Source organism: Pseudomonas sp. DWP2-2 (genome assembly GCF_049897065.1).
GTDB classification, from domain to species: domain Bacteria; phylum Pseudomonadota; class Gammaproteobacteria; order Pseudomonadales; family Pseudomonadaceae; genus Aquipseudomonas; species Aquipseudomonas paracarnis.
Genome location: NZ_JAFCVN010000003.1, coordinates 11,877 through 29,532 on the forward strand (window position 1 = coordinate 11,877; position 17,656 = coordinate 29,532).

Sequence of the window (17,656 nt, forward strand, 5' to 3'; positions counted from 1 at the left end):
ATGCGCCACAGGCGTTCAACAGCATAGGTCAACGCTGCGTGTATGGGCGTGAGTATGCGATGCGCCGTCCGCCAGGGCCAGCGACCCGTAGGCCAAAAAATCGGCCGCCTGGAAGGGCGGCCGATCAATCGCGTCTTAGGTGTGATCGATCTTGATGGTCGGGTCGGCACCACTGATCAGCGAGTTGATGCTGGTGTGGGACCAATCGTTGCCTTCCAGTTTGATCGTCACATCAGCATTGGCCAGGCCACCGGCGGCGTTGAGCTTGCCTTCACTGCTCACTTGCAGGGTCGACACACCTTCTACCGTGGTGATCTTGAGGTAATTGTCGATGGTGCTGTCGGTTTCACCTTTCAACAAATCGCGCAGGTCAATGCGGTCGCCTTCGGACGCCTTGAAGTCCTTGATCACATCGTTGCCGATGTCGCCCGCCTTCCACACGAAGGTGTCGGCCCCCGAGCCACCGATCAGGATGTCGTTGCCCTGGCCGCCAATCAACGTGTCGTTACCCGTGCCACCCAGCAGGATGTCATTGCCTTTGCCGCCGTCCAGAAGGTCGTTGCCGCCCTGGCCGAACAGGATGTCATCGCCAGCCCCGCCCAACAGTGTATCGCCGGCATCTTTGGCGCCGGAGACGTCGAAGTCCACATAGTGCTCGGTGACGTACTGGTGAACGTTAGAGGCAGTCACTGCCGAGACAGCCACGCCGGTCTTCTGTGCGACAAAGGCCTGCAGCGCGTTGTAACCCTCGCCATTGATCCCGCTGAAGCTCACCAGGTCGCCGAAGAGGATGTCGTTGCCGTCGCCACCGCTGACGGTGTCCGCGCCCGGCAACGTCGCCTCTGTGTGGCCGAGGATAGCGTTGGCCAGGTCCTTCGGATCGATGTTGGCCTGTGGCTTGCCATCGCTGTCGTACGGTGCCAACTGATTCAGGCTGACCCCACTGTTGAGGCCGATGGCTTCTACGCCACCTGTGGACAGACCTTTAAGCAGTGCGAACGCGCTGTTGGAGTTGAGGGTGGTGGAGTAGTCGGTATCGTAGCCGAGGCCGCCTTGCACCGATATTTCATAGGTGCCATCCCCTTGGGCGTGGATGATTCCCTTGTTGTACCCCCAGCCGTAAGACCAGAGGGTTACCTTGCCGGCAGAGTTGATATCAAGGTAGTTATTCGAATCGATGTTGATCCGGGTGGCGGTACCTATGGTGTAGTTGTTCATGGTGACGACATCATCGAGCCTGACGTTGCCGTACAAGTATGGGTTGGTCTGCTCGGACGCTTGGTAAAACGTCGGCTGACCATCGGTGATGAAGTACGTTGTATTGATAGCGCCAGTGTTGCCAGTCGCCTGGGCACTCTTGAAGAAGTTGGCCGCGGCCTTGAACACGTCTTCGTAGTTGGTCCCGCCGGTAGACACCATGGAATCCAGGACTTTCTGCAGCGAGTCCAATGCACCTGGGTCTTTCAGGTTGACTGTCACCGTGCGATTGACCTGGTCGCTGAAATCCGCCAGGAAGATATTCACAGTGCCAGAAGTGCTGGCGCCGATACTGTTTTTCAGCGAGTTGAACGTGGTGGTCAGCGAGGTTTTTGCCGCTGCTATCGAGTCCGCACCCATACTGCCCGATGTATCGATCATGAACGCGATGTTGTAGTTCTTGCCCTGCACCACGTTCAAGCCGGCGACGTCGGCCACGACAATGTCGTTGCCATCGCTGCCATTGATGGTGTCGCTGCCCGAGGTGCCGGTGACCGAATTGTAGGTCGCTGGGTGCACCGTGACGGGCAATTGCGCGGTGGTGGTCGCTGAACCGCCGATGCTCTCGGTGGACGTCGAAGTGACCGTCAGGTTGAACTGACCGCTGTAGTAGGTCGGCGGCTTGATGGTCAGGGTGTTCAGGTCCCAGCCCGTGACATTCACTTCGCCCACGGTTTTACCCGCAGTAAAGGTGTGCCCCGACGCGTCAGTGAGCACCGAGCCTGCCGGAATGCCGCTGATCTTCACGCTCAGGGTTTCGGAGCCGTCGGTGTCGGTCAGCGCGGTGGTGACCTTGGACAATTTGACCGTGCCGTTTTCCTGGCCTTCGTTGAGCTTGTAGCCCACGTAGTAACCGTCACCGTTGCTGCCATGCAGGTCGGATACGGTGACGCCGGCGTTGGTCAGGTCGGTAAGGCCGGTGTACAGCGGCACGGTGCTGGTGCTCAGGTTCTGCACCGCCCCGCCGTTGACCGACAGGTTGACGTCAAAGCTGCCAGGCCCCGCTTGGTTGGCCTGGTAGATCTCAAGGCTGTAGTAACCAGTGGTCGTTGGCGTGAACGAGCCGCTGAACTTGCCGCTGTTGGTACCCCACAAACCGCTCGCAACGTCTTTACCGCCAACGTTGACCACCACGCTGTCATCCGCGATACCGCTGAAGGTGTAGCTCTTGCCCGCTTCCATGTAGATCAGACCGGAGATCTTGGAACCAGAGCCAGCGGCCACGTTGTCGACGGACTCGACGTTGGTCACCACAGAGGTGCTGTTGGGTGTGCCCGCGTTATCGATGGCTTTTTTCAGCACGTCCGGTGCAGCACCGTTGCCGTTGTTGCCGAGGCCGGCGATGCTGTTCCAGCCCTGTTTGACCAGGCCGGTCGAGGCAACGTTGTTGTCGGCCACGCTCAGGGTCGGTGCGTCGGCCACTGGGGTGATATCGACTTTCACCGTAGCGCTGGTGCCCAGGTCCTTGCCATCGGTTGGCTGGAACTTGAACTGCGCGTAATCCGCCTGCTTGTTACCCACGCCAGTGCCGCCGTAACCGTCGGCGCCGGACTCGTTGGCGTTCGGCATAAAGCGCAGTTGGCCGCCATCGATCTGGGCCTTGGTAAAGGTCTGGCCGCTGGTCACGTTGGTCCAGGTGCTGCCGTCCGCCGCAAGGTATTGCAGCTTGCCGGCTACTGGCAGGTCGGTGATTTTCACCCCGAGGCTGGCTTGTGGCGAGTCCACATCGCTCACGCCGAAGTTGGCCCAGGTCAGGGCCAGCGCCGTGTCTTCCGTACCGGTCACAGCACCGCCAGTGGCCACTGGTGCATCGTTGACCGCTACCACGTTGACGGTGGTGGTGGCCACGTTGGAGTAGTTGCCGCCATCGGTCACCGTCACGGTGATGGTGCGCGGTGTGGTGCTCGGGTCGTGGCTGTTGTTGGTGAACGTGATGTTCTGGATACGTTGCATGTAGTCAGCCAGCGTTGCGCTGCCGGACAACGTCAGGGTAATAGTGCCCGTCTGGTTGTTAGTGCTGACGCTGATGCCATTCACGCTATTGCCCAGGTTCAGGGCATCACCGGCCTGTGCGTTGGTCAGCGTGACCGTCGCGCCCGTCAGCAGTGTGCTGTCTGGGTCAGTGATCTTGATATCCGTATCGGCGATCGACACGCCCGGCCCGGCGGTACCCTCGGTAAATGTCGTCTTGTAATCGGCACCCGTGGCGCCGCTGGAGTTGTTGGCATCCAGGTCGATCACCGGCGGCGCATCGTTGTCGAGGATGTTGGTGGTGACGGTGCCTTTGTCGATCACCAGGTTCTCGAAGTTGCCTCCGGTGACCTTGTCGATGGTGATAACGATCTGTTCCGTAGGCTCGGTGATCTTGTCGTCGAGCGTGCGGATATCAAACGGCACGCTGCTGGAGCCTGCCGGGATCTTCACGGTGTACACGCCGGTGAAGTCCGAACCGTCAGTGGCGGTGCCGCTGTATTTGAGCGTCACGGTTACGTCGGTTTGCGGCGGGTTGGTCAAGGTCAGGGTGTAGTGGGCTGTGCCACCTTCAGTGACCGAGCCATCGCCCGTTATGCTGATTTTGGTATCCGTCACTACATCCGTGACCTTGGTGACCGCGGGGCTGGCGTCAACAATCAGATGCTCGTACTTGTCGCCACCGCTGACCACGCCGGTGATCTTGGCGCTGACATCATTGGCGCCGACATAGGCATCGTTCGGTGCGGTAGCTGTCGTGAAGCTGGTGGACTTGCCACTGCCGATGGTGATGGTCGAGCCGTTATCCAGCCTTACCACCAAGTCGGAGCCCACGTTGTTCACGGCCGCGCCGTTCTTGTCGACCAGGGACGCGGTGTAGACGATCTGCCCGCCTTCGCTGACCGAACCGGTGGCCTTGAGTACCACGGTCACGTCGTCGATGGTGTCGTTGATGGTGGTCGTGGCGCCCGCAGGTGTGATGGTCACCCCCTCGAAATTGCCGCCGGTGGTGCCGGTGATCTTGACGGTCTGGGTGCTCTTGTCGATGAACACGTCATCGGTAGGCGCCGGGACGGTCACCGTGCCCATGGTCTCACCTTGCTTGATGGTGATGCTCGAACCGTTGTCGAGCTGGACCAGCATGTCGCTGCCGGCCTTGTTGCTCAAGGTGGCGGTGTAGGTGATCTGGCCGCCTTCGTTGACCGCGGTCGGGGCAGTCAAGGTGACGGTGGTCAGGTCGGTGGAGCCTGGTGTGTCGGTGACGGTGGTGTTCACCGCCGTCGTGCCCGGCACGAGGTTCTCGAAATGCTCGCCACCGGTCACGCCTTTGATGGCGGTGGTGACGGTTTGGTCGCCTTTGTAGACGTCGTTTGGCGCTACGGTGGTGATGGAACCGCTCGACTGATTCACACCGATGGTGATGGTTTTGCCATTGTCCAAGGTGACGGTCAGCGGATTGGTGATGTTGGTCACCGCTGCGCCGTTTTTATCCACAAGGCTGGCGGTGTAGACGATGTTGCCGCCTTCGCCAACGGTGGTGGTGGCGGTCAGAACTACATCCACCTTGTCGATGGTGTCGTTGATCGTGGTGGTTGCGCCGTTGCCTGCCACTTCCAGTTTTTCGAAGTTGCCGCCGGAAGCGTCGGTGATCTTGACGGTCTGAGTGCTCTTGTCGATGAACACGTCATCGGTAGGCGCAGGCACAGTTACGGTGCCCACGGTCTCGCCAGCCTTGATTGTGATCGACGAGCCGTTGTCCAACTTCAGCGTGACGTCGGTCCCCGCCTTGTTGGACAGCGTGGCGGTGTACGTAATCTGGCCACCTTCGTTAACAGCGTTAGGCGCTGTCAGCGTCACAGTAGTGGTGTTGTCGGTACCCGGTGTGTCCGTGACGGTGGTATTCACCGCCGTCGTGCCAGGCACTAAATTTTCAAAGTGCTCGCCACCGGTTACGCCTTTGATGGCGGTAGTGACAGTTTGGTCGCCTTTGTACACGTCATCAGGAGCAACAACCGAAACGCTACCGCTCGATTGGTTTACGCCGATGGTGATGGTTTTGCCGTTATCCAGGGTCACGGTCAGCGGATTGGTGATGTTGGTCACCGATGCGCCATTTTTATCCACAAGGCTGGCCGTGTAGACGATGTTGCCGCCTTCACCCACGGTAGTGGTGGCGGTCAGAACTACATCCACCTTGTCGATGGTGTCGTTGATCGTGGTAGTTGCGCCGTTGCCTGCGACTTCGAGTTTTTCGAAGTTGCCGCCGGAAGCGTCAGTAATCTTGACGGTCTGAGTGCTCTTATCGATGAACACGTCATCGGTCGGCGCGGGCACGGTTACGGTGCCAACAGTGTCGCCAGCCTTGATCGTGATCGACGAACCGTTATCGAGCTTGAGGGTGACGTCGGTACCGGCCTTGTTGCTCAAGGTCGCGGTATAGGTGATCTGACCACCTTCGTTTGCTTCGGATGGAGCGGTCAGCGTCACCGTGGTGGTGTTATCGGTACCCGGTGTGTCCGTAACGGTGGTGTTCACCGCTGTAGTACCCGGCACCAGGTTTTCAAAGTGCTCGCCACCAGTGACGCCTTTGATAGCAGTGGTGACGGTTTGATCGCCCTTATACACGTCATCAGGAGCAATAACCGAAACGCTACCGCTCGATTGGTTTACGCCGATGGTGATGGTTTTGCCGTTATCGAGGGTGACGGTCAACGGGTTGGTGATGTTGGTCACCGGCGCGCCGTTCTTATCCACAAGACTGGCGGTGTAGACGATATTGCCGCCTTCGCCGACGGTAGTTGTAGCAGTTAGAACTACATCCACCTTGTCGATGGTGTCGTTGATCGTGGTGGTTGCGCCGTTACCTGCGACTTCGAGTTTTTCGAAGTTGCCGCCGGAAGCGTCAGTAATCTTGACGGTCTGGCTGCTCTTGTCGATGAACACGTCATCGCTAGGAGCGGGCACGGTCACAGTGCCAACAGTGTCGCCAGCCTTGATGGTGATCGAAGAACCGTTGTCGAGTTTCAGCGTTACGTCAGTGCCCGCCTTGTTGGACAGCGTGGCGGTGTACGTAATCTGTCCACCTTCGTTAACAGCGTTAGGCGCTGTCAGCGTCACAGTAGTGGTGTTGTCGGTACCCGGTGTGTCCGTAACGGTGGTGTTCACCGCTGTAGTACCCGGCACCAGGTTTTCAAAGTGCTCGCCACCAGTGACGCCTTTGATAGCAGTGGTGACGGTTTGATCGCCCTTATACACGTCATCAGGAGCAATAACCGAAACGCTACCGCTCGATTGGTTTACGCCGATGGTGATGGTTTTGCCGTTATCCAAAGTGACGGTCAGCGGGTTAGTGATGTTAGTCACCGGTGCGCCGTTTTTATCCACAAGGCTGGCGGTGTAGACGATATTGCCGCCTTCGCCGACGGTAGTTGTAGCAGTTAGAACTACATCCACCTTGTCGATGGTGTCGTTGATCGTGGTGGTTGCGCCGTTACCTGCGACTTCGAGTTTTTCGAAGTTGCCGCCGGAAGCGTCGGTGATCTTGACGGTCTGAGTGCTCTTGTCGATGAACACGTCATCGGTAGGCGCAGGGACGGTCACAGTACCAACGGTTTCGCCAGCCTTGATGGTGATCGACGAGCCGTTGTCGAGTTTCAGCGTGACGTCGGTCCCCGCCTTGTTGGACAGCGTGGCGGTGTACGTAATCTGTCCACCTTCGTTAACAGCGTTAGGCGCTGTCAGCGTCACAGTAGTGGTGTTGTCGGTACCCGGAGTGTCCGTAACGGTGGTGTTCACCGCGGTAGTGCCAGGGACCAGATTCTCGAAATGCTCGCCGCCGGTCACGCCTTTGATAGCAGTGGTGACGGTCTGGTCGCCCTTGTACACGTCATCAGGAGCAACAACCGAAACGCTACCGCTTGATTGGTTTACGCCGATGGTGATGGTCTTGCCGTTGTCCAAGGTAACGGTCAACGGGTTGGTGATGTTGGTCACCGCTGCGCCGTTTTTATCCACAAGGCTGGCGGTGTAGACGATATTGCCGCCTTCGCCGACGGTGGTAGTAGCGGTCAGGACCACATCTACCTTGTCGATGGTGTCATTGATGGTGGTGGTTGCGCCGTCGCCTGCCACTTCGAGTTTTTCGAAATTGCCGCCGGTGGTCTCGGCGATCTTAACGGTCTGGGTGCTTTTATCGATAAACACGTCATCGGTAGGCGCAGGGACAGTGACGGTGCCAACAGTGTCGCCAGCCTTAATGGTGATGCTTGAACCATTGTCGAGTTTCAGCGTGACGTCGGTGCCGGCCTTATTGCTCAAGGTCGCGGTGTAGGTGATCTGACCACCTTCGTTAACGGCACTTGGCGCTGTCAGCGTCACAGTAGTGGTGTTGTCGGTACCCGGTGTGTCCGTAACGGTGGTGTTCACCGCGGTAGTGCCCGGCACCAGGTTCTCGAAATGCTCGCCGCCGGTTACGCCTTTGATAGCGGTGGTGACGGTTTGATCGCCTTTATAGACATCATCAGGAGCAAGAACCGAAACGCTACCGCTAGTCTGGTTTACGCCGATGGTGATGGTCTGGCCATTATCCAAGGTGACGGTCAACGGATTGGTGATGTTAATCACCAGCGCGCCGTTTTTATCCACAAGGCTGGCGGTGTAGACGATATTGCCGCCCTCTCCAACGGTGGTAGTGGCGGTCAGAACCACATCGACTTTGTCGATGGTGTCGTTGATGGTGGTGGTTGCGCCGCTGCCTGCAACTTCGAGTTTTTCGAAGTTGCCGCCAGTGGTTTCGGTGATCTGTACGGTCTGGGTGCTCTTGTCGATGAACACGTCATCGCTAGGCGCAGGCACGGTCACAGTGCCAACGGTGTCGCCAGCCTTGATAGTGATCGAAGAGCCGTTATCCAACTTCAGCGTGACGTCAGTACCGGCCTTATTGCTCAAGGTCGCCGTATAGGTGATCTGGCCACCCTCATTCGCTTCGGTCGGTGCTGTCAGCGTTACGGTAGTGGTGTTATCGGTGCCCGGTGTATCAGTAACGGTGGTGTTCACCGCGGTAGTGCCAGGGACCAGATTCTCGAAATGCTCGCCGCCGGTCACACCCTTGATAGCGGTGGTGACGGTTTGATCGCCTTTATAGACATCATCAGGAGCAAGAACCGAAACGCTACCGCTCGATTGGTTTACGCCGATGGTGATGGTCTTGCCGTTGTCCAGAGTCACGGTGAGCGGATTGGTGATGTTGGTCACCGGTGCGCCGTTTTTATCCACAAGGCTGGCGGTGTAGACGATGTTGCCGCCTTCACCAACGGAGGTGGTGGCCGTCAGGACCACATCGACTTTGTCGATGGTGTCGTTGATCGTGGTGGTTGCGCCGTTGCCTGCAACTTCCAGTTTTTCGAAGTTGCCGCCGGAAGCGTCGGTGATCTTGACGGTCTGCGTGCTCTTATCGATGAACACGTCATCGCTAGGAGCGGGCACGGTCACGGTGCCAACCGTGTCGCCAGCCTTGATAGTGATCGACGAGCCGTTATCCAGCTTCAAGGTGACATCAGTACCGGCCTTGTTGCTCAAGGTCGCGGTGTAGGTGATCTGGCCGCCTTCGTTAACGGCACTTGGCGCAGTCAGCGTAACCGTGGTGGTGTTATCGGTACCCGGTGTGTCCGTAACGGTGGTGTTCACCGCGGTAGTGCCAGGGACCAGATTTTCGAAATGCTCGCCGCCGGTCACACCCTTGATAGCGGTGGTGACAGTTTGGTCGCCCTTGTACACATCATCAGGAGCAAGAACCGAAACGCTACCGCTCGATTGGTTTACGCCGATGGTGATGGTCTTGCCGTTGTCCAGAGTCACGGTGAGCGGATTGGTGATGTTGGTCACCGGTGCGCCGTTTTTATCCACAAGGCTGGCGGTGTAGACGATATTGCCGCCTTCGCCAACGGTGGTGGTCGCGGTCAGGACTACATCAACCTTGTCGATGGTGTCGTTGATTGTGGTGGTTGCGCCATTCCCTGCGACTTCCAGTTTTTCGAAGTTGCCACCAGTGGTCTCGGTGATCTGAACGGTCTGCGTGCTCTTGTCGATGAACACGTCATCGGTAGGCGCAGGCACGGTTACGGTGCCAACGGTGTCGCCAGCCTTGATGGTGATGCTTGAACCGTTGTCGAGCTTCAGTGTTACGTCAGTGCCCGCTTTGTTGGACAGCGTGGCGGTGTACGTAATCTGCCCACCTTCGTTTGCCTCAGCCGGAGCCGTCAACGTAACGGTGGTGGTGTTATCGGTGCCAGGGTTATCGGTGACAGTAGTGTTCACTGCCGTCGTGCCAGGGACCAGGTTTTCGAAGTGCTCGCCGCCGGTCACGCTTTTGATGGCGGTAGTGACAGTTTGATCGCCTTTGTACACATCATCCGGCGCGATGGTGGTGATAGAGCCACTCGACTGATTCACACCAATGGTGATGGTCTTGCCGTTATCGAGGGTGACGGTCAGCGGATTGATGATGTTAGTCACCGGTGCGCCGTTTTTATCCACAAGGCTGGCGGTGTAGACGATGTTGCCGCCTTCACCAACGGTGGTGGTGGCCGTCAGGACCACATCGACCTTGTCGATGGTGTCGTTGATCGTGGTCGTTGCGCCGCTGCCTGCAACTTCCAGTTTTTCGAAGTTGCCGCCGGAAGCGTCGGTGATCTTGACGGTCTGAGTGCTCTTATCGATGAACACGTCATCGCTAGGAGCGGGCACGGTCACAGTGCCAACCGTGTCGCCAGCCTTGATGGTGATCGAAGAGCCGTTATCCAACTTCAGCGTGACGTCGGTACCGGCCTTATTGCTCAAGGTCGCGGTATAGGTGATCTGGCCACCCTCATTCGCTTCGGTCGGAGCTGTCAGCGTTACGGTAGTGGTGTTATCGGTGCCCGGTGTATCAGTAACGGTGGTGTTAACCGGGGTAGTACCTGGAACCAGATTTTCGAAGTGCTCGCCGCCGGTAACACCCTTGATAGCGGTGGTGACGGTTTGATCGCCTTTATAGACATCATCAGGAGCAAGAACCGAAACGCTACCGCTAGTCTGGTTTACGCCGATGGTGATGGTCTGGCCATTATCCAAGGTGACGGTCAACGGGTTGGTGATGTTAGTCACCGGCGCACCGTTTTTATCCACAAGGCTGGCGGTGTAGACGATGTTGCCGCCTTCGCCAACGGTGGTGGTGGCCGTCAGGACCACATCAACTTTGTCGATGGTGTCGTTGATCGTGGTCGTTGCGCCGTTGCCTGCCACTTCGAGTTTTTCGAAGTTGCCGCCGGTGGTTTCGGTGATCTTGACCGTCTGCGTGCTCTTGTCGATGAACATGTCATCGGTAGGCGCAGGGACAGTGACGGTGCCAACAGTGTCGCCAGCCTTGATCGTGATCGACGAGCCGTTATCCAGCTTCAGGGTGACGTCAGTGCCAGCCTTATTGCTCAAGGTCGCGGTGTAGGTAATCTGACCACCTTCGTTAACCGCACTTGGCGCAGTCAGGGTGACAGTCGTTGTGTTGTCGGTACCGGGGGTATCGGTGACAGTGGTGTTCACTGCCGTAGTGCCAGGGACCAGGTTTTCGAAGTGCTCGCCGCCAGTCACGCTTTTGATAGCCGTGGTGACGGTTTGGTCGCCCTTATACACATCATCAGGAGCAATAACCGAAACGCTACCGCTCGATTGGTTTACGCCGATGGTGATGGTCTGGCCATTATCCAAGGTGACGGTCAACGGATTGGTGATGTTAGTCACCGGCGCACCGTTTTTATCCACAAGGCTAGCGGTGTAGACGATGTTGCCGCCTTCACCAACGGTGGTGGTGGCCGTCAGGACCACATCAACTTTGTCGATGGTGTCGTTGATCGTGGTGGTCGCGCCGTTACCTGCAACTTCCAGTTTTTCGAAGTTGCCGCCGGAAGCGTCGGTGATCTTGACGGTCTGAGTGCTCTTATCGATGAACACGTCATCGGTCGGCGCGGGCACGGTTACGGTGCCAACCGTGTCGCCAGCCTTGATGGTGATCGAAGAGCCGTTATCCAGCTTCAAGATGACGTCAGTACCGGCCTTGTTGCTCAAGGTCGCGGTGTACGTAATCTGACCACCTTCGTTTGCCTCAGCCGGAGCCGTCAACGTAACGGTGGTGGTGTTATCGGTGCCAGGGTTATCGGTGACAGTAGTGTTCACTGCCGTCGTGCCAGGGACCAGGTTTTCGAAGTGCTCGCCGCCGGTCACGCTTTTGATGGCGGTAGTGACAGTTTGGTCGCCTTTGTACACATCATCCGGCGCGATGGTGGTGATAGAGCCACTCGACTGATTCACACCAATGGTAATGGTCTTGCCGTTATCGAGGGTGACGGTCAGCGGATTGGTGATGTTAGTCACCGGTGCGCCGTTTTTATCCACAAGGCTGGCGGTGTAGACGATGTTGCCGCCTTCACCAACGGTGGCGGTAGCGGTCAGAACCACATCAACTTTGTCGATCGTGTCGTTGATCGTGGTCGTTGCGCCGCTGCCTGCAACTTCCAGTTTTTCGAAGTTGCCGCCGGTGGTTTCGGTGATCTTGACCGTCTGCGTGCTCTTGTCGATGAACACGTCATCGGTAGGCGCAGGGACAGTCACGGTGCCAACCGTGTCGCCAGCCTTGATGGTGATCGAAGAGCCGTTATCCAACTTCAGCGTGACGTCGGTACCGGCCTTATTGCTCAAGGTCGCGGTATAGGTGATCTGGCCACCCTCATTCGCTTCGGTCGGAGCTGTCAGCGTTACGGTAGTGGTGTTATCGGTGCCCGGTGTATCAGTAACGGTGGTGTTAACCGGGGTAGTACCTGGAACCAGATTTTCAAAGTGCTCGCCGCCGGTCACGCCTTTGATGGCGGTAGTGACGGTCTGGTCGCCTTTGTACACGTCATCCGGCGCGATGGTGGTGATAGAACCGCTCGACTGGTTTACGCCAATAGTGATGGTCTTGCCGTTATCCAGGGTCACGGTCAGCGGATTGGTGATGTTGGTCACCGGTGCGCCGTTTTTATCCACAAGGCTGGCGGTGTAGACGATATTGCCGCCTTCGCCGACGGTGGTAGTAGCGGTCAGGACCACATCTACCTTGTCGATGGTGTCATTGATGGTGGTGGTTGCGCCGTCGCCTGCCACTTCGAGTTTTTCGAAATTGCCGCCGGTGGTTTCGGTGATCTTGACCGTCTGCGTGCTCTTGTCGATGAACACGTCATCGGTAGGCGCAGGGACAGTCACGGTGCCAACAGTGTCGCCAGCCTTGATCATGATCGACGAGCCGTTATCCAGCTTCAGGGTGACGTCAGTGCCAGCCTTGTTGCTCAAGGTCGCGGTATAGGTAATCTGACCACCTTCGCTCGCCTCGGTCGGAGCCGTCAGCGTCACGGTAGTGGTGTTGTCGGTACCCGGTGTATCAGTCACAGTTGTAGTGACGTTATCTGTACCTGGGACCAGGTTTTCAAAATGCTCGCCGCCAGTCACGCCTTTGATAGCCGTGGTGACGGTTTGGTCGCCCTTATACACATCATCAGGAGCAATAACCGAAACGCTACCGCTCGATTGGTTTACGCCAATGGTGATGGTCTTGCCGTTATCGAGGGTGACGGTCAGCGGATTGGTGATGTTGGTCACCGGTGCGCCGTTTTTATCCACGAGGCTAGCGGTGTAGACGATATTGCCGCCTTCACCAACAGTGGTAGTGGCGGTCAGAACTACATCAACCTTGTCGATGGTGTCGTTGATCGTAGTGGTCGCGCCGCTGCCTGCCACTTCGAGCTTTTCGAAGTTGCCACCACTGGTTTCGGTGATCTTGACGGTCTGGGTGCTCTTATCGATGAACACGTCATCGGTAGGGGCGGGCACGGTGACGGTCCCAACAGTGTCGCCGGCCTTGATGGTGATGCTTGAACCGTTGTCGAGTTTCAGTGTTACGTCAGTGCCCGCTTTGTTGGAAAGCGTGGCGGTGTACGTAATCTGTCCACCTTCGTTAACAGCGTTAGGCGCTGTCAGCGTCACAGTAGTGATGTTGTCTGTACCTGGTGTATCAGTAACGGTGGTGTTAACCGGGGTAGTACCTGGAGCCAGATTTTCAAAGTGCTCGCCGCCAGTGACGCCTTTGATAGCAGTGGTAACGGTCTGGTCGCCTTTGTACACATCATCAGGAGCTAGAACCGAAACGCTACCGCTCGATTGGTTTACGCCAATAGTGATGGTCTGGCCGTTATCCAAAGTCACAGTCAGCGGATTGTTGATGTTGGTCACCGGCGCGCCGTTTTTATCCACAAGGCTGGCGGTGTAGACGATGTTGCCGCCTTCGCCGACAGTGGTAGTGGCCGTCAGAACTACATCGACCTTGTCGATGGTGTCGTTGATCGTGGTGGTTGCGCCGTTGCCTGCGACTTCTAACTTCTCGAAGTTGCCGCCAGTGGTCTCGGTTATCTTGACGGTCTGCGTGCTCTTGTCGATGAACACGTCATCGGTAGGGGCGGGCACGGTGACGGTCCCAACAGTTTCGCCAGCCTTGATGGTGATCGACGAGCCGTTGTCCAACTTCAGCGTGACGTCAGTGCCCGCTTTGTTGGAAAGCGTGGCGGTATAAGTGATCTGGCCACCCTCATTCGCCTCGGTCGGAGCTGTCAGCGTTACGGTAGTGGTGTTATCGGTGCCCGGTGTATCAGTAACGGTGGTGTTAACCGGGGTAGTACCTGGAACCAGATTTTCGAAGTGCTCGCCGCCGGTCACGCCTTTGATGGCGGTGGTGACGGTTTGGTCGCCCTTGTACACATCATCAGGAGCAACAACCGAAACGCTACCGCTCGATTGGTTTACGCCGATGGTGATGGTTTTACCGTTGTCCAAGGTAACGGTCAGCGGGTTGGTGATGTTGGTCACCGGCGCGCCGTTTTTATCCACAAGGCTGGCGGTGTAGACGATATTGCCGCCTTCACCGACGGTGGTGGTGGCGGTCAGGACTACGTCGACTTTGTCGATGGTGTCGTTGATCGTGGTGGTCGCGCCGTTGCCTGCGACTTCTAACTTCTCGAAGTTGCCGCCAGTGGTCTCGGTGATCTTGACGGTCTGTGTGCTCTTGTCGATGAACACGTCATCGGTAGGCGCAGGGACAGTGACGGTGCCTACGGTTTCGCCAGCCTTGATGGTGATGCTTGAGCCGTTGTCGAGTTTCAGCGTGACGTCGGTGCCGGCCTTGTTGCTCAAGGTTGCGGTGTAGGTGATCTGGCCACCTTCGTTAACTGCATTTGGCGCAGTCAGGATGACAGTCGTTGTGTTGTCGGTATCGGGGGTGTCGGTGACAGTGGTGTTCACTGCCGTCGTGCCAGGGACCAAGTTTTCAAAGTGCTCGCCACCAGTGACGCCTTTGATAGCGGTAGTGACGGTCTGGTCGCCTTTATAAACGTCATCCGGCGCGATAGTGGTGACAGAGCCACTCGACTGGTTCACACCGATGGTGATTGTCTTGCCGTTATCCAAGGTCACGGTCAGCGGGTTAGTGATGTTAGTCACCGGTGCGCCGTTTTTATCCACAAGGCTGGCGGTGTAGACGATGTTGCCGCCTTCGCCGACAGTGGTAGTGGCCGTCAGAACTACATCGACCTTGTCGATGGTGTCGTTGATCGTGGTGGTCGCGCCGTTGCCTGCCACTTCGAGTTTTTCGAAGTTGCCGCCAGTGGCCTCGGTGATCTGAACGGTCTGCGTGCTCTTGTCGATGAACACGTCATCGGTAGGCGCAGGGACGGTCACGGTGCCAACGGTTTCGCCAGCTTTGATGGTGATGCTTGAGCCGTTATCCAACTTCAGCGTGACGTCAGTGCCCGCTTTGTTGGAAAGCGTGGCGGTGTAAGTGATCTCGCCACCCTCATTCGCCTCGGTCGGAGCCGTCAGTGTCACGGTAGTGGTGTTATCGGTGCCCGGTGTATCGGTAACGGTCGTGTTAACTGGGGTAGTACCTGGAACCAGATTTTCAAAATGCTCGCCGCCGGTCACACCCTTGATAGCAGCGGTGACGGTCTGATCGCCTTTATAAATATCGTCTGGCGCCACGGTGGTAACGGTGCCGCTGGATTGGTTAACACCGATAGTAATGGTCTGACCGTTATCCAAAGTGACGGTCAACGGGTTAGTGATGTTAGTCACCGGCGCGCCGTTCTTATCCACAAGGCTAGCGGTGTAGACGATATTGCCGCCTTCGCCAACGGTGGTGGTAGCGGTCAGGACCACATCGACTTTGTCGGTGGTGTCGTTGATCGTGGTGGTTGCGCCGCTGCCTGCAACTTCCAGTTTTTCGAAGTTGCCGCCGGTGGTTTCGGTGATCTTGACCGTTTGGGTGCTCTTGTCGATGAACACGTCATCGGTAGGGGCGGGCACGGTCACGGTGCCAACGGTTTCGCCAGCTTTGATGGTGATGCTTGAGCCGTTGTCCAACTTCAACGTGACATCAGTGCCCGCTTTATTGGAAAGCGTGGCGGTATACGTCACCTGACCACCTTCGTTCGCCTCGGTTGGGGCTGTCAGCGTCACAGTGGTGGTGTCGATCGAATCGGTAATGGTGGTAACCGCTGGCGTGGTGCTCGGCACCAGGCTCTCGAAATTGCCGCCAGTCGCGCCCGTAATCGTCGTACTGACGGTGCTGCCGTTGACGTAGACGTCATTAGCTGGCGTATCAACGACAACGCTGCCTGTCGACTCACCGGCCTTGATGGTGATCACCGAGCCATTGCTCAAGGTGACATTCACAGGCGTCTGCGCCGGGTTGGTCAAGGTGGCGGTGTAGGTGATCTGACCGCCTTCGGTCACGGTCGAACCAGCGGTCAGGGTGACCGTGGTGGTGTCGATCGAATCGGTAATGGTGGTGACCGCTGGCGTGGTATTCGGTACCAGGTTCTCGAAGTTACCGCCCGTTGCGCCCGTGATGGTGGTGCTGACGGTAGAGCCATTGTTGTAAACGTCGTTGGCCGGCGTATCGACCACAACGGTACCCGTCGATTCGCCCGCCTTGATGGTGATCACCGAGCCATTGCTCAAGGTGACGTTCACCGGGGTCTGCGCTGGGTTGGTCAGGGTGGCGGTGTAGGTGATCTGGCCGCCTTCGGTCACGGTCGAACCCGCGGTCAGGGTGACCGTGGTGGTGTCGATCGAATCGGTAATGGTGGTGACCGCTGGCGTGGTATTCGGTACCAGGTTCTCGAAGTTACCGCCCGTTGCGCCCGTGATCGTGGTGCTGACCGTCGAGCCGTTGTTGTAGACGTCGTTAGCTGGCGCATCTACGACAACGCTGCCTGTCGACTCACCGGCCTTGATCGTGATCACCGAGCCATTGCTCAAGGTGACATTCACCGGCGTCTGCGCCGGGTTGGTCAAGGTGGCGGTGTAGGTGATCTGGCCGCCTTCGGTCACGGTCGAACCAGCCGTTAGAGTGACCGTGGTGGTGTCGATGGTGTCGGTGATCTGCGTCACGGCCGGGTTAGGGTCGATGGTCAATACCAGGTTGCCGCCACCGGTGGTGCCCGTAACGCCCACGCTGATCTGGCTAGGGTCGTTGTACGGGGTGTCGTTGGGCGCCAGGGGTACGTTGACTGTACCGGTCAGTTGGCCTGACGGGATAGTAATCACCGCGCCATTGGACAAGGTGACGGTAAGGTCGCTGCTGGATGGCCGCGTCACGGTCGCGGTGTAGGTCAGCACACCACCGGCTTCGGTGATGGTGGGGGTTGCGCTCAGGGACAGGGTCGAAGGCTGCAGCACCAGGTTGCCCGCGTCAGCGGAGCCTGGGGCACCGGTCAGCGCGTTGAGAGCCGAAGTACCCTGTCCAAGCGTACCGGTGGGGAAGCCGATGGTCGGATCGACACGGCCGGCGGTCGCGTCCAGCACCACGAAGCTGTGGCCACCCCCGGCTGCGCCGTTACCGGCAGCGTTTGCGCCGGCGGCAGTGGCTTCCAGGTCGGTGGTCGGGTCGGCGCCAGCGGCGATGGCTTGTTGCAGCTCGGCAACCGATGGCGCGGCTTGCTCGCTGGCAGCGGCGAGGTCGAGGCTGGAGTCCGGCAGGTCGGCGCTCCACTGGGTGTCACGGCCCAGGTCCAGAATGCGACCGTCGGCCAGCTCCAGGCTCACGGCGCCCGACATACCGGTGTCGATCTGGTCGCCCGCGAACAAGCGATCACCTTCAACGAGGACGCGCCGAGCACCTTCCGGAGAAATAACGAAAACTTGACCAACAATGCTTTTGACGATGGCAACAACACTGCTCATTAAAATTTTCTCCGGCGATCCGTTTCGACAAATTCCATTTCGCAGCGCGCTATTAGGGCTGCCAATTGGGAGGGCGTAGTCTATATATGCATTGACGTCAAATAATTGGCTAGATTTTTTAGCTATCTAGTTA

General features: G+C 57.8%; 1 protein-coding gene. It reads right to left on the minus strand.

The features are described from left to right. Window positions 1-135: 135 nt before the first annotated feature. Window positions 136-17,523 (minus strand): retention module-containing protein, encoded by a 17,388-nt coding sequence (locus ACP7CZ_RS07650; RefSeq protein ID WP_426174011.1) that lies wholly within the window; start codon window positions 17,521-17,523, stop codon window positions 136-138. Window positions 17,524-17,656 lie beyond the last annotated feature (133 nt).